Origin of the sequence: Spiroplasma corruscae (genome assembly GCF_002237575.1) — a bacterium.
Taxonomy (GTDB): Bacteria; Bacillota_I; Bacilli_A; order Mycoplasmatales; family Mycoplasmataceae; genus Spiroplasma_A; species Spiroplasma_A corruscae.
This window is the reverse complement of record NZ_CP022535.1, coordinates 197,908-213,680: the sequence shown is the minus strand read 5'-3', so window position 1 is coordinate 213,680 and position 15,773 is coordinate 197,908. Positions and strand designations below refer to the sequence as shown.

The window sequence follows — 15,773 nt, the reverse complement described above, 5'->3', positions numbered from 1 at the left end:
TTTATCTATTTGTTATATTTTGCTTTATTTTCCTTTTGTTTTGAGCTACCATCGATACAACATGGACATTTTTTTTCATAACAAACTACACAACTAATACATTTCATACAACTTTTACAGCCATGAAATGATCCACTACAAACTCTACAAGTGTAGCAATTATGTGCTCCTCCAGGACAACAAGCATCATTAGATGACGAACTATTCTTAGGTAATGGCATATATATATCTCCTTTATAAGATTTTAAACAATTTTTATGTTATTAGCAATGTTAGTGGTTTTTTCTTAATCTGGATTGTTGCTGCAAGTCACCCTATATATAATATGGTACCAAGAACTATTGCCGAGACAAATGGTATCCAAACTAAAGTTGGTATTATAACTGCAACTTTGAATTTCATTCAAACAATGTACTGTATTAAATATCATAACACAACGGACATTCCGTAGCCGATTAAAAACCCAATAAAGGAGTAGACTATATATTTTCCCATTATCATTCAATTAATTTTTTTGTTAGTATAACCCATTGATCTCATAACAGTAATTATATTTATTGCATCATTAATTATTACATTCATTAAAACTATTAATAGAATTGTGAGTAAGAATATGTCTATTATTACATAAGTAAGTAATGATTTTTGTACTTCACCCAATATACTATCAATTAACTCTTTTAATATTGGTAAAGTTATTACTCCAGGATTAATAAAGAATGATTGGTTATACGGTGCTTCCAAATAATTATCATTAATATATTTTGCTGCTTTCTTTAAATTATCAAATATAGAATTAGAACTATTACTTGTTTTTGATATTTGATTTAAGTAAAGATCTAGATTAGAAGCTAATCAGGGCTTTTTAGTAGTAGAAGCATATGAGAATAGATCTCTTTTATTTTTAAAAGTATCTATTGATTTTCTTATATTAGTTAAATCAATCTCACCTTCACTAGCATCCATTGTGCTATACAAATTAGAAAATACTACTCTATTAGAAATAATAGATTTACCAACTTTATTCATCATCACATTATAATCAACATATATTTCTTCTAATAATGTATTGTCATCAATAATACCAGATACTTTAATTAATTCTTTATGCGTAGTTTGACCAACATTTATTTCAAAAGTGTCACCGACACCTAAATTTAATAATCTTGATAACCTATAAGATATTAGTCCATTTGTATAATTTTTATTATCTTCCAATAGACTTTTATATGCATCATCACTTATTGAAGATCAGTTAAAAATAATTTTAGGATTACCATAATTATTATTTGTATCAGTAAGAATTATATTTGCTCCAGTTACATCTACATCTTGATTATTTTCTACAAAAAATTTAAGGTTTAATGTAAGTAATTCTCTTTGCTTATCAAAGAGTACTTTATTAGCGGCTATAAAAGGGTTGATTGAACTATCACTTAATATAAAAGCAGATATCCAATCCCTTAATGCTGTACTAATAACTGGAAACTGCTCATTAGTGTTAGCTTGTTCATTAAAATTGTTAAAACTAGTTTTATTATTTATATTCTTTGCATAAGTTCTAAATTCATTGACGTTATTACAATCACCATTATAATCAGGTAGTGAAACACAAACATATTTTGCAATATCATTTGTATATATACCTGTATTTTTATCACCTTCGATTGGTTTAATGGTTAATAAGTTAGGACTAGATATTAATATTTTGTCAACTTTCTCTTTTATTTCGTTTTCATCACTTGTTAATAATAATGGAAGTAGATTTTCTTTTATTCATTTTTCAACATCTATACTAGTATCATCGAAGTTTAAAGGATACATTAAAAATGTGGTATTGCAAAGAATATTTAAATATGCTTTATACTCTTTTAAATCTTCATTATTAAGTACTTTATTTCTAAAATTTGATATTGAATCTGCTAGTAATGATATTTTTCCACTATATAATATATTTTCTTTTATATATTTTTCTTTATCCTCTTCAATGTCACTATATGAAATTTTATAATCAGGTAAAATATTGTTTCTCATTAATCCACTATCTGAATACTTCACATTATTAACTTTTCTAAAATTATAGTAATGATTTACATCTTTGTTATATATATTATATCCAGATTCAAACATATTTTTAAGAACCGGGATTGCTTTAAGCTGAGTTGTAAATAAGAATGCACTTATACCAAATAATGAAACAATTAATAAAAACTTTCCTTTATTATCACTCACAAATGCATTTTGAAGTTTAAAAGAGAATCACTTATTATATTTTTTTGAATAATTCAAAATCAAGTAATTTATTAATGTAAATATTAAAAATGGAAAGAATAAAACTTGCAACGAAAGAATAAAATAGCTTTTCTTATTACGTTTAGTCTGTTTTTGAATTAAATCTAACGCACTTGCATTTAAGACCCTAAATATTATAAAGTAAGCGAATAGTGAGAATGTTAATGGTATTAACACTACAAGAAGAATTATAAATATTGGATCATGATAAATATAATCGAACTTAAATGTTACCAATGATTTAAACTGTTTTTCTGCAGAATCTATTTGAAATGGAAATGACAATAAATATCCAATAATAATAGAAATTGACATAGATACAAAATTTTTTAGAGCAAATATTCAGGTTAACTGATTTGTTCTATAACCTAGTGCTTTAAAAACCCCTAATTGATTTCTTGTATTGTTTATTTCTTTTTTTAAAATAAATATCACAAAACAAAAACCTAATACAAAAAGTATAACTCCTATAGCTAAATAAATATAGGTCATAATAAATAAATTATTAAGTTCACTAATATTTTTGTGTTGTGAAATATCTTTAAAGGGACTAGCTCCTGGTGAAAATATTGATGTGCCTTTTAACTCATTTTCTAAAGAAGGTTTACCATTTTCAATATAATTTGTTAGTAGATTGTTTAAATTAATATTATTATCATTAAAATTTACATAATTTTCATAATAATATCTAAACATTTTTCCACTTATATTACTAGTTTCAAAGTTATTTGTTAGGAAAAGATTTTTAAAAGAATAACTATCATTTGTTTCATAAAAAAAACTATTTTTCATATACACTTGTACATAATTTTCAATTGAAGTACTAAAAGGAGAATAGTATGTTGGTGTTAAAGTTGAATACTTATTACCAAAACCTACTATTTTAAAGTTTTTACCTTTTATCTCTATCTCATCACCAATTTTTTTATTAAAGTTTTTTGCATAACTATCACTTACCACTACCTCTGAATTTATTTCTGGTAGTCTGCTATTGATATCCTCTAAAATTAAATTATTCAAAGTTTGATAATCATATTCAAGACTTGTTGATGAAGTTAAAAGAAACTCGTATGATTGATTTTCAGTTCCCTGTATTGGTTCATTATAAACAACATTCATAAAAGAATTATAATCCATTTTATCATCATCAATGTTTTTTATAATGTTGTAAATTATAAAATCTTCTACACTTCTTGTTGATCAATTATTAATATTTAATCAACTTCCATTATTAGTAAAAATATCTTTTACAAGTAATGGTTCAATATCACTACCATCAGCAATTGTTAGACTATGCTCATCTCCATAATAATAAAAAGAATCAATTAAACTTCTTGCAAGATCTATTTTAGATGACTCTACAAACTCATTAATACAATCTTGATTTTCATTACCTACACTTGTTTCTTCACAAAAATATTTAGCATCATGTGTCTTTGAATACTCAGCATACTCTTCAATTCTAGTTAATGAATCCTTAGTAAAAAAACCACCTTCAGGGGTGTTTATAGTTATAGAATAATTTTCGTTATTTAGTTTAATTTCTTTATCGGTATTAACATCGTAGTTAATAAAGTAATTATTTATAAAATCATTTGTTAGAGCTGGAATAGTTTGTCTTTGTTGGTTTCATAAATTTGTTTTATTTTCAATACTACTTGTTTTCATAGTTAACTGTAATGGCGTTGCTAACATACCTACTACAAGCATAGTAAAAATTGTTAAAAATGCAATTACACCAATTGTTTCCACTCATAACTTTATAAATAACTTAAAATATGACTTTAAAATATTTTTCATTATTTTTTTCTCTCATTCAAATTCTCTTAATCATTAGCTTTATTAAGATCAATATGACAATATCCACTTGGGTTTTTATCTAAATATTTTTGATGATACTCTTCGGCTTTAACAAAGTTTTTTAGAACATCAACTCTAGTTTTTATTTCGTTATTATAGTTACTTTTTACACTATTAAAAAAACTATTTATAACTGGAACAAATTCATCCTTATCCATTAAATTATAAAATATTGCAGATTGATACTGTGTTCCAAAATCATTACCTTGTCGGTTTTCAATTGTTGGGTCAATGATTCTAAAGAACTTTTCTAATATTGTATTAAGATTTAATATACCTTCATCAAAACTTATTTTACATACTTCAATAAAACCAGTGTTTCCTTTACATACTTGTTCATAAGTAACGTTATCTAAATTACCATTAGCATAGCCAACTAAAGTTGATTTTACACCTTTTATCCTATCAAAAAATGCTTGTGTTCCCCAAAAACAGCCAGCACCTAATACTATTTCTTTCATATTTCACCTATTTTATTCAATACCTATGATAAAAGTATACACTTCTTGTCCACCATCTACTAATTCATATTCAACGTCAAAATTTTCATCAAGATATTTTCTTAAATTACTAACATCTTTATAAGTTGCATCAATACCTGTAAAGATAGTTAAAATCTCTGTTTTAGAGTTTATATTTTTTGATAACACTTTTGTTAATGTTTCATTTAAATTATCAGTAGCAATTGCAACTTTTCTATTAACCAATGCCATATATTGATTTTTCTTAATCTCAACATTATCAATTTTTGCATCTCTCGCTGCTTTATTAACAGCGATTGAAGTAACATTTTTTAATGCTTTATTAATAGAAGACTCATTTTTTTTGATTGTCTCATCTGGGTCTAAATTTAAATAAGCTGTTATTCCTTCGGGTATTGTTGTTGTTTCAATAACAACAACCTTTGAATGTTTTTCTAAATCTTTTGCCTGTTTAGCTGCTAGTAAGACATTTGAGTCATTTGGGAATATATAAACAGTTTTTGCATCGACTTTTTCTATTGCCTCTAAAAAATCATTTGTTGAAGGGTTCATTTTAGAACCTGCATTAATAACATAATCAATAACTAATTGTTCTTTAAAATAATCAGCGATACCTTTTGATCTAGCAACTGAAATTGATGCTATTTCGTTTTTTAACTCTCTTTTTCTATCATTATCATTGATTAAAGAGTTTTTCTTAGCTTTTGCAGTTGTATGTTTTTCTGCTTGTAAAGTCATATTTTCTACTTTTATAGACTTAAATTCTCCATATTGTTGCAAGAAAGTCAAAACTTGTCCAGGCATAAGAGCATGTGTATGTATTTTTAGAATATCAGAATCAGTTACAACAACTATTGAAGTATTACCATATCCTTCTAATGTACTTCTAACAACATCAACATTTAAAGAATCAATATAATCATCCATTAGGTTAACTATTGCTTCAGTACAATAACCAAACTCATCAATATTATCAAGTTCGATATTATTACCTGTATTTTCTTCAAGTTTTTTTGTTCTTGTTATTATCTTACCTACTCGAATGTAGTTTTCCATTCCTTCAAAAAACTTAACTAACCCATATCCACCACTATCAACTACACCAACTTCTTTAAGAACTGGAAGTAATTCAGGTGTTTTATCTAATGATTGTTTAGAAGCTTTTATTACATTTAATCAAAAATCTTCTATTTTTAAATTATCTTCTAATAAATTGACTGCATCACTAGTTTCTCTAATTACTGTTAAAATTGTACCTTCAACAGGTTTCATAACAGCACTATACGCTACCTCTTTTGCATTTTTAAACGCATTTTTTCAAGAAGCAACAGATTGACTATCATCAACTTTAAATCCTACTGAGAATCCTTTAATTATTTGTGAAAAAATTACACCAGAATTTCCTCTGGCTCCCATTATTAAACCTCTTGAAAATTTTGACATTAACTCATAAGCATTTTCAAAGTTTACATCTTCTATTTCGGCTAAACCATTTGTACAGGTTAAATTCATATTTGTTCCTGTATCTCCGTCTGGAACTGGAAAAACATTTAGTTTATCAATTTTAGGATAATTATTATAAATATTATTAACTCCACTAGTTATCATGTTCTTTAAGGTTTGCAATTTTTTCATAATTTCCGCTTTCTACTTAAATTTATAAATAAATTAAAAAAATGATTTCAAATTAAGAAGTTTATTTTAAGTCATCAACAACTACATCAATAATAAAATTATTTTTAAAGTTATACTTCTTTTCTAACTCATATTTAAGTCGTGATTGAACTTCTGATAAGACATCCTTAATGTTGACACCATTGAATAACACAAGATGTAATTTAACTTTATAGATATTTTCAAATATTGATATTTCAACTGCTTTTGTAACATCATCAGTTACAACATCATATGAATCAATTAGATAATTTGCAAAAGATGCAATTCCTGGAATAGTATATATTGTATTTTTAATAGTATCAATTATATTAGTTTCCACAATATCACTCCCCAAATTATTTAAAATTGTTACTAAGTAATTTAAATTTTAATGTACAAGTTTATTTTACCCCAATAACATATATATTAAAATAAATTTTATTAAGTTTTTTAAATAATTATTATAAATTCTATAAATAATGTATAATTATAATGCTCGTAAAATTATAACATAAATAAATTAATAAAATTTGAGGTGATTGAAATGGCAAGAAAAGATTCATTAACTGGTAAAGGACCAATTTTTAGTAACTCAAGATCACATGCTATGAATGCTAATAAGAAAAAATGAAACCTTAACCTACAAAAAGTAAAACTTATTGATGAAAGCGGAAAACTAATTACAACTAAAGTTTCTGCAAGAACTTTAAGAACATTGAAAAAAAATAGTCAACTAGTTAAATAATAATTATTATTTAATTATGCCCTCTTGGCGGAATTGGTAGACGCAGCAGACTCAAAATCTGCCGAGAAATCATGTCGGTTCGAGTCCGACAGAGGGCACCAACAAAGAAATTAAAACCTAGTTAAACTAGGTTTTTTATTTTGTAAAAATTATTATTAAATCATTATCAATCTCTAATATTGGATTAACGTTATATAACATTTCATTAGAGTAAGCTCTTGTAGATAATTTGTCAATAATAAGATTTTCTACATTATATTTCATATTTTTAATTGTGATATTTGTTTTTTCCAACGGAAATAAAGAAACATAAGTAAAAGACTCATATTGTAAGTAATTCAATTCGGTTATTCCTTTTTTTAATTTAAACAAAATTGAAAAATCGTTAATAATTTTTACATTATATTTATTTATTAATTCTATTACCGACAAATTAAAATCAATTCTTTTGGTTGGTTTAATTATAGCTGTGATGTCACTAACACCTAGAATTTCTGTAGTGAAATCCATTGCTTCAATTCCATCTATATTATCTTTTTCACAATCTAATTTAATTAACTTACTAGAGTTACTTTCAATTAATTTCAATTCATCTTTTGTAACACTATCAAAATCCGAAACAGCTAAATCAATCTTCCTTTTTTTCTTTATTATATCTAAGCAACCTCTTTCAACACCAACAAGATAATGAGTGTCACTAAACTTAGTAATATCAATTTCAGATTCACAACATACAACTAATGCTTTATTTTTCAATTTCTATAACTCTTTTCTTAATTTCATCAATACTCAAATTATTATTTAACAAATAACTACCAGCAACCAATACATCTGCGCCTGCTTTCTTCACTATATCAATTGTTTGATTGTTAATTCCGCCATCTACTTGGATTGAATAGCTTAAATGATTTTTTTGTCTAATTTTATATAATTGCTCAATTTTTTTTAATGTATTAATTATAAATGATTGTCCACCAAAACCAGGATTTACACTCATTACTAAAACATTATCAATTATTTCTAAATAACTTGTTAATTTTTGAACATCTGTATCAGGGTTAATAGCAATAGAGAAATTTATGCCTTTTTCCTTACAATAATTAGAAATTAGTTTCATTTTATTTTCTAAGATTGATTCAATATGAAAAGTAAATTGTTTTACATTATTATGATAGAAAGAATCTAGGTAATTATTTACACATCATTTATCATCAAGCCTTACCATAAAATGAATGTCAATATTAAAATTAAAATTATCACAAATGTCTTTGAGTATTTTTGTACCAAAAGATAAGTTTGGTACAAAATTATAATCCATTACATCATAATGAATTCATTTAACTTTAGAATCTTTTAATTTATTTAGTTCTTTATTTAATTCTAAAAAGTTTGCTGTTAAAATACTAGCTGCAGCTATTTTATTACTCATTTTAACCTTTCTTAAATGAATCTTTTAATTCATTTTGGACTTTTACATAATCATTATAAATAAATTTAGGTATATTATTTAATTCTAATTGCTTAATGACCTCACATTTAGGCGTGTTAATATGAATGCAATTATTAAATTTGCATTTCATTCTATAATTTTTAAAAAGACGAATGCCATTTGTGATATCAATTGGACTTATATCTTTTAATTGAAATGATGAGAAACCAGGTGAATCTGCTATTAAACCACTATTATAATGAAATAATTCATTTTTAGTTGTGGTATGTTTACCTCTATTTAAAGACTTTGATATCTCCTGTGTCTTTTCAAATAAATTTGGTATTAAGTTATTTAAAGTTGTAGATTTGCCCGCTCCGGTTTGACCTGTAAATACCGACACCTTATCTTTAACAACTTCTTCTAATGAATGAAAATCCTCATCTACTTTAAATACATTACTAATGAATATAGTTTTATAACCTAGTTTGAAATACTCTAATGCTTTTAAATAATCTTTATCATCTTTATTTAAGAGATCCGTCTTTGTGAATAATAATACAGGTTCGATTGATAAAGTCTCAATAAAAAACAAATATTTATTAAGTGTAAGTGTATTAAAATTAGGTTCTCTTAGAGATGTAACAATAATTGCTTGATCAATATTTGCAATTTTAGGCCTATATAGTTGATTTTTTCTTGGATTAATTTTTTGTATCATACCTTGATTTTTATCTTTATTAATTATTTCAAAAAACACTTGATCTCCTGTTATTGGAATTTCCTTGTTATGTCTTAGATTCCCTTTTGTATTACATATGTATATTGTGTTTTCAAAAAATACATAAACAAATTCACTTAGTATTTTTAGAACTATTCCTAATTTCAATTTAAACAAACACTAAGACAGAAACAAATGCTATTATAAAAGCCAAAATAAATAAGGATAAAAGTATTGAGAACCTATTTTTTGCGACAAATGGAAGTTTACTATAATAAGTACCTACTCGTACTTTTTTTACTCTTTGCCCAGTTGAGATAGACGCCTTATTATGATAATTATATTGTTTAACAATATCTGTTGATTTAATTTTTAATATATCTCTTTTAACTTCTGCAACTGATGTATATCTATTTCTTGGTTCTTTTTCAATCATTTTTAATATTATATTTTCAAGACTTTGAGGAATGGAAGGATTAATTAGTCTTGGATAAGTTGGTAAATCATTAATGTGCTTAATTGCAATTTTTTTTGGTTCTTTATGGATAAATGGTGCAATACCGGTTGCAAACTCATAAAGCATTATACCCAATGAATAAATATCACTTTGTGGAGTTGGTTTTTGCGCTGCGATAATCTCGGGTGGCATATACTTAGGAGTACCAATTGCTTTTTCTAATTCCGAATTAAATCCTTCCATAACAGAAATACCAAAATCTGAAAGTTTTACTTGACCACTTTTAGTTAGTAATACATTATCTGGCTTTATATCCCTGTGAATAATACCTAATTTATGGGCTAATTCCAAAGCATCACATAATTTTGGGAAATAATATTTGATTTCCGAAAGTGTCATGGCACCAAACTGTTGGTATTTATCTTTTAGTGTTCCACCATCAATATTTTCTAAAATGATTAATCATTCGCTTCCTGATTGAATAACATCAAAAAGTTTTACTACATATGGACTACTACCCAACTTAGCAAAAGCTTCTTTTTCTATTTCAAATCGTTCTTGTCCTACTGGCTTTGTAACTATATCAAGAGAAATTACTTTAACAGCGACTATTGTTTTGGTATATATATCTTTCGCTTTAAAAACTGAAGCCATTCCACCCTTTCCAATTTCTTCGATGACTTCATATCTCTCAGCTAGTATTTCTCCTCTAACGTAATTTTGCATTCAAACCTCATTTATCTATATAATAACAAAAAAAATGGATTTTACTCCACCTCAATTATTAGTATAGTCAAATTATCTGTCGATACATTTTCCTTTGCATCTTCAATTATTAATGATGCTTTATCCTTTAATTTAATTCTATTATTTTCTAATGTTGAAGTAGTTAAGTCATTATCCATATAGTCATGAATACCATCAGTTGTTAGAATATACAAACCTTTCATATCTTCAATAAAATAAGTATCAATCCTTAATGTTTTTTGAGGACCTAGCGCACTAGTTAGTACTTTTCAAAATGTTACCTCATTCACTTCGCTGTAAATTCCTGACATTTTCATATCATTTCTTTCAGCTTCCGGTGTTGAGTTTCATAAGTTTTGATCTTGAGTTATTTGATGTAACTCATCATTAACAAGTTTATAGGTTCTTGAATCTCCAATATTTACAACAAATGCACCAATCTTTGTAAAAAGTATCGCAGTTAGAGTTGTGCCCATATCCTTAGTTTCGAAGTGATCGTTTGAATATTCAACCATTTCATTTAATATTTCATTAACACTATTTCTTAACCATCGATTAATATCTCTTTGATTCATACCATCAAAATTTTGATTTTTAAATATGTCTAGAAATTTCTCAACAGCAATTTTAGAAGCGACTTCACCATGGGCATGTCCACCCATTCCGTCACAAACAATACCAAAAGCATATCCTTCATTACTTTCCAAAAAACCAGCGTAGTCTTGATTTAGTTTTCTATAATTTCCTATGTCTGATAGCATTGTATGTCTAAATTTCATTTTTTATTATTCCTTCTCTTTTTGCTCTCAACTGACCACAAGCTGCATTTATGTCATTACCAAACTCTTTTCTTAATATTGCATTGACATTTAATTTTCTTAATACAGAAAAAAACTGACTAATTTTAGTAGATCTCTTAAAAGGATTTTCCTCTACTTCATTATAAGGTATTAAATTTACATAACCGTTTATTCCTTTAATTAATTTTGCTAACTCCCTTGCATTTTCTTCTGAATCATTTATATCTTCTATTAAAATATACTCAAAAGTAATTCTTCTATTAGTTTTATTAATGTAGTATTTTACTGCTTCAAATAATTTTTCAATTGGATACGCTTTATTAATTGGCATTAATTTGTTTCTTATTTCATTATTAGGAGCATGTAGTGATATCGCTAAGTTTACTTGTGAGTTAAGATTTGCGAACTCAATTATTTTAGGAACAACGCCACAAGTTGATATTGTTATGTGTCTAGCACCGATATTGAAACTATGGTCATTATTCACAATATTTACAAAGTCTCAAACATTATCAAAGTTATCAAAAGGTTCCCCTATACCCATTACAACAATATGACTTACTCTAGATCTTGGATTATCTGGGTCATCCTTATATTTTTCCCTTAAAATATTATTAATAGTTAGAATTTGTAAAACCATTTCATGTATTTCTAGGTTTCTTTCAGTTTTTATTAAACCAGAAGCACAAAACTTGCAAGCCATTTTGCAGCCAACTTGTGTTGTAACACAAACAGATTGTCCATACTTTTGAGACATTAAAACGGTTTCAATTGTTCTCTTATCATCTAACATAAACAGAAGTTTTATAGTACCATCATGAGATTCTTCTGAAACCAACATATTTAGATGGTTAATAATAAAATTATTTGATAAAAAAACTTTTAGATCTTTACTTAAATTTGTCATTTGTTCAAAATCTAAAACATTTTTTACATATAATCAATTAAAAATTTGTTTAGCAGAATATTTTTTAAAACCATTTTCTTCTAAAAATAAACCTAACTTATCAAGTGTGTAATTAAATATACTTTTCTTCATATAAACTCCATTAGTAATTATACCATATTGTGGAATAATACTTTTCTACAACTTAATTAGTTTGCACATGTAGAACCCGTTTGTGTTAAATTCATAACCAAAATATTGTTTTTCAAATACAATTTTGATATTTTTATGCAAGGCTAAGAAGTTTTTTATCATTTCTTCGTTTTCTTTTTTATTTATAGTGCACGTTGAGTAAACTAATGAACCATTAACTTTTAATAAATCATAAGCTTTATTTAATAATGATAATTGTATATCATATAATTTATTCATTTCTTCATCCGAATATTTTTTTAACCTAATCTCAGGTTTGTTTTTTATTACTCCATAACCAGAACAAGGTGCATCCAATAAGATATAATCATAAACATCACTTGTTTCAAAATTCAAAGCATCAATAAACTCAATATCTATGTTCTTAATACCTAATCTTTTTAGATTATTTAATAGTATATTTTTTTTCAATAGATTTAATTCGATACCTTTAATATTAGCTTTTCCATTAACCAACTGATAAATATAACTTAGTTTTCCACCAGGAGCGCAACACATATCAAGTATGTAATTATCTTTTTTTGGATTAAGTAATTGGCAAGTTAATCCACTTAATGGATCTTGAATATATACTATACCATCTTCAATTAATTTAATTTGAAAGATTTTTGAGCTACTCTTGTAAAAATCATTTACTTTATCAACCTTTTCTAAAGATAATTCATCTTTGTAACTTAAATAAAATTGGGTATTAGAAACTTTCAACGTATTTACTCTTACATACAAACTTGTTTCATCGTTAATATTTAATAGCCATTTATCAGAGACTTCATTACCATATTGGTTTTTAATTTGTGAATATAATCAATATGGAATACCTTGACTTAATGGTTTAATGTTTTTTTTATTTTTTATATTTATCTCTCAAACGCTTTCTTGAATACAATTTCTTAAAGTAGCATTAACTAATCCAACATACTTTATATTAATTTTTTTGCATAAATTAACAGCTTCATTAATAACATAATATGGCTCCGCCTTTAAATAATTTAATTGATATAGAGCCATTCAAATAATTAAGTATATCTTCTTTTCAGGAATTTCTTTTTTAATCAATTTATCACAAACATACTGTAAATAAATTTTGTACTGAATTACGCCATATACTAATTTGAAAATAAAAAAAATATCACTATTGGATAGTTTTGAATTTTGTTTTAACTTATTTAATAACTTATTTGAAAATTGATTGTTATAAATGACCTTATTTAAAATATTTAATGCAATATGTCTTGGAGTCATATTACAAATCTTGTTTTATTGTAAAGAAATTAAAATCAAGCATAAACTTTTCTGCAATAGATTGCACATTTGTAAAATTATCTAAGTACTCAATTTCTTTAAATGCTAAAACATATTTATAAATTTTTTCGGTCAAGAAGTTAACAAGGTATTCTTCAAAGTTGAAGTCTTTATCTTCTTTAAAGTCATCTAAATGGATAACATTATCTTTTCAATTATTAACCAAGAACATATATTGATCGATAATTACTTTTTTTATATCTTCTTTAAGTTTATAATACTTACTTTCTTTTCAGTCCATACTTAAAGTGTTTTCTTTTAACAAAACATCTTTGACTTTTTTAACAGCATCATCAACACTATCTATTGTAATTACATATTGATATTTATGTTTTAAAGGTATTTCAAGTAATGCCTTATCTAATCTTTGTTTGATAACTTCTTCATTTTCTGTTCCCCTATTTCTTAGCCTGTTTTCAAGTTGCTTTAAATTTGGCGGCATTAAAAATATTGAAACCAAGTTAATAGGTTCTTCTTTTTTTAATATTTGTGTAGCTCCAATAACTTCGATTTCAAGAACTACATTTTCACCTTTTTCGATTTTATCATAAAGATATTTTCTTGGAGTTCCATAATAGTTACCAATAAATTCAGCATGTTCAATTAATTCATCATGTTGAATTGCATCTTTAAAAGTTTTTTTATCAACAAAAAAGTAATTTACTCCATCAACTTCTCCAGGTCTGGGTTCTCTTGTTGTCATTGATATTGATTGAGTTAGGTTTAGCGTTTGATCTTTTGCAAGTTCCTTATTAATAGTCCCTTTTCCTACTCCTGAAGGACCTGATAAAATTATAATCTTTCCTTTTTTCATTTAGTTATCTTCCTCTAATCTTATTATATATAGATGTTTATTCTTATAGTCTTTGTATTTTAAGCTAGTAAAACCTATTAATAATTCATTTTTTAACTTTTGTTGAGATTCTATTATTAATATACCATAATTATTAAGTATTTTATTGACTCTAATGAAGTCAAAGAATTTTACGTAGTATTCTTTTTCTATAAATGGTGGGTCTAAAAATATTAAATCAACTTTAACACTACTTGAATGCAATAAATTTAATGCTACATTATAATCAAGACTTAATAATGTATAATACTCTTTATCTATATTCTTTAAATTAGATTTAATTATTTTTAAAGCTTCTTTGTTATGTTCATTAAAATAAACGTGATCAATGCCTCTTGATAAAGCTTCTATACCTAGTGCACCACTACCAGCAAATAGATCTAAACATTTTTTACCCTCGTATATAAAATAATTGTTTAAAACATTAAACATATCTTCTTTTACTCTTGTTAAAGTTGGTCTAGTATTTTTACCATCTAACACTTGTAACTTACGCCCTCTATACTTACCACTAATAACCTTCATAAAACCTCTTTTATATAATAAATTAATTTTATTATATAATCATTTTGAGGTAATTATATGAACTTTAATTTAGAAAAAGATCTTTTACAAGCAGAAATCCCAACAAATAAATGGTTATGGAAGGACACTCAACCCGAAGTTATAAGAAACATTTCTGTAGATGTTAATCTTCCTTTATCTAGTGAGGATGAATTAATTATGAAAAAACTTATCGACTTTGTGAGATTTAGCCAAGACCCAATAATTAACGATAAAGAAAGTATTGATCATTTAAGACCCGCTGTTGGTTTGGCAGCTCCACAAATAGGAGCAAATAAAAATATGTTTTTTGCTAGATTTGAATGAAAGAAAACTATAACAAATCCTGAAACTAATGAAAAAGAAAAAGTAATTCAAGCAGAAGAATATGCAATGGTTAATGCCAAAATTACAGCTAGAAGTACAAAAATAGCATGTTTAGATGGAGGCGAAGGCTGCTTAAGTGTTGATAAAAACTATAAAGGTTTGGTACCAAGAAGTTACAAAATACAAGTTGAAGGTTATAATTGATTAACTAAAGAAAATATAAATATTACTTTGAGAGGATATAAAGCCATTGTTTTTCAACACGAATTAGATCATAATAATGGAAAATTATACTATGATCATATTAATAAAACCAATAATTATTATTCAGAAGATGACTGGTACTTTGTTTAGTCATCTTTTTTAAAATTTATTTCATTTAAAAAAATGTATTATAATAGATTAATTTTTTTATTTTGTTATAATATTTAAAATGCTCTTGAAAAATATTACTTGTATA

The 15,773-nt window shown here is 25.7% G+C and carries 16 protein-coding genes and 1 tRNA gene; 3 read left to right on the top strand and 14 right to left on the bottom strand.

Features of this window, described 5'->3' with window-relative positions:
• Nucleotides 1–5: 5 nt before the first annotated feature.
• The 5 genes from SCORR_RS01045 to SCORR_RS01025 form a co-directional block, all read right to left on the bottom strand.
• Nucleotides 6–221: a hypothetical protein gene (locus SCORR_RS01045; RefSeq protein ID WP_094048265.1), complete on the bottom strand. Its 216-nt coding sequence runs from the start codon at nt 219–221 to the stop codon at nt 6–8.
• Nucleotides 222–255: 34 nt separating this feature from the next.
• A complete protein-coding gene (locus SCORR_RS01040; protein WP_094048263.1) occupies nt 256–4,092 on the bottom strand; it encodes an FtsX-like permease family protein in 3,837 nt (1,278 codons plus the stop codon).
• Between the two features lie 26 nt (nt 4,093–4,118).
• Entirely contained in the window at nt 4,119–4,613 is a 495-nt protein-coding gene (gene msrA / locus SCORR_RS01035; protein ID WP_094048262.1) for a peptide-methionine (S)-S-oxide reductase MsrA, read from the bottom strand.
• A 12-nt stretch (nt 4,614–4,625) separates the two neighbouring features.
• Nucleotides 4,626–6,269 carry a DAK2 domain-containing protein gene (locus SCORR_RS01030; RefSeq protein WP_094048260.1) on the bottom strand — a complete coding sequence of 548 codons (1,644 nt, stop codon included), beginning with the start codon at nt 6,267–6,269 and terminating at the stop codon, nt 4,626–4,628.
• Nucleotides 6,270–6,330: 61 nt separating this feature from the next.
• The gene (locus SCORR_RS01025) at nt 6,331–6,630 is read right to left on the bottom strand and encodes an Asp23/Gls24 family envelope stress response protein (protein ID WP_211279185.1); all 300 of its coding nucleotides are present in this window, start codon (nt 6,628–6,630) and stop codon (nt 6,331–6,333) included.
• Nucleotides 6,631–6,834: 204 nt separating this feature from the next.
• On the opposite strand from SCORR_RS01025, the gene rpmB reads away from it, so the two are divergent.
• Both rpmB and SCORR_RS01015 read left to right on the top strand, forming a co-directional pair.
• Nucleotides 6,835–7,035, top strand: a complete 201-nt coding sequence (rpmB, locus tag SCORR_RS01020; protein ID WP_094048258.1) for a 50S ribosomal protein L28 — start codon at nt 6,835–6,837, stop codon at nt 7,033–7,035.
• Nucleotides 7,036–7,053: 18 nt separating this feature from the next.
• Nucleotides 7,054–7,136, top strand: a tRNA-Leu gene (locus SCORR_RS01015).
• 34 nt (nt 7,137–7,170) lie between these two features.
• Here the strand turns inward: SCORR_RS01015 and SCORR_RS01010 are convergent.
• From SCORR_RS01010 to rsmD, 9 genes are read right to left on the bottom strand one after another with little or no spacing between them, the layout of a single operon-like run.
• The gene (locus SCORR_RS01010; protein WP_094048256.1) at nt 7,171–7,791 is read right to left on the bottom strand and encodes a thiamine diphosphokinase; all 621 of its coding nucleotides are present in this window, start codon (nt 7,789–7,791) and stop codon (nt 7,171–7,173) included.
• Nucleotides 7,781–8,464 (bottom strand): ribulose-phosphate 3-epimerase, encoded by a 684-nt coding sequence (locus SCORR_RS01005; protein WP_094048254.1) that lies wholly within the window; start codon nt 8,462–8,464, stop codon nt 7,781–7,783. The genes SCORR_RS01010 and SCORR_RS01005 overlap by 11 nt, the downstream gene beginning before the upstream one ends.
• 1 nt (nt 8,465) lies before the next feature.
• A complete protein-coding gene (gene rsgA, locus SCORR_RS01000; protein WP_211279184.1) occupies nt 8,466–9,353 on the bottom strand; it encodes a ribosome small subunit-dependent GTPase A in 888 nt (295 codons plus the stop codon).
• Between the two features lies 1 nt (nt 9,354).
• Nucleotides 9,355–10,368: a serine/threonine-protein kinase gene (locus SCORR_RS00995; RefSeq protein WP_094048252.1), complete on the bottom strand. Its 1,014-nt coding sequence runs from the start codon at nt 10,366–10,368 to the stop codon at nt 9,355–9,357.
• A gap of 41 nt (nt 10,369–10,409) precedes the next feature.
• Nucleotides 10,410–11,168: a PP2C family protein-serine/threonine phosphatase gene (locus SCORR_RS00990; RefSeq protein ID WP_094048250.1), complete on the bottom strand. Its 759-nt coding sequence runs from the start codon at nt 11,166–11,168 to the stop codon at nt 10,410–10,412.
• Nucleotides 11,158–12,228 (bottom strand): dual-specificity RNA methyltransferase RlmN, encoded by a 1,071-nt coding sequence (rlmN, locus tag SCORR_RS00985; RefSeq protein WP_094048248.1) that lies wholly within the window; start codon nt 12,226–12,228, stop codon nt 11,158–11,160. Before rlmN ends, SCORR_RS00990 begins: the two co-directional genes overlap by 11 nt.
• 45 nt (nt 12,229–12,273) lie before the next feature.
• Nucleotides 12,274–13,530, bottom strand: coding sequence for a 16S rRNA (cytosine(967)-C(5))-methyltransferase RsmB (gene rsmB / locus SCORR_RS00980; RefSeq protein WP_094048246.1), 1,257 nt, complete (start codon nt 13,528–13,530; stop codon nt 12,274–12,276).
• A 1-nt stretch (nt 13,531) separates the two neighbouring features.
• Nucleotides 13,532–14,404, bottom strand: a complete 873-nt coding sequence (gene gmk / locus SCORR_RS00975) for a guanylate kinase (protein ID WP_094048244.1) — start codon at nt 14,402–14,404, stop codon at nt 13,532–13,534.
• Nucleotides 14,405–14,968: a 16S rRNA (guanine(966)-N(2))-methyltransferase RsmD gene (gene rsmD / locus SCORR_RS00970; RefSeq protein ID WP_094048242.1), complete on the bottom strand. Its 564-nt coding sequence runs from the start codon at nt 14,966–14,968 to the stop codon at nt 14,405–14,407. It lies immediately after the preceding gene.
• A 69-nt stretch (nt 14,969–15,037) separates the two neighbouring features.
• Between rsmD and SCORR_RS00965 the strand changes: the two genes are divergently transcribed.
• Nucleotides 15,038–15,667, top strand: coding sequence for a peptide deformylase (locus SCORR_RS00965; protein WP_342746543.1), 630 nt, complete (start codon nt 15,038–15,040; stop codon nt 15,665–15,667).
• The last annotated feature ends 106 nt before the right edge of the window (nt 15,668–15,773 follow it).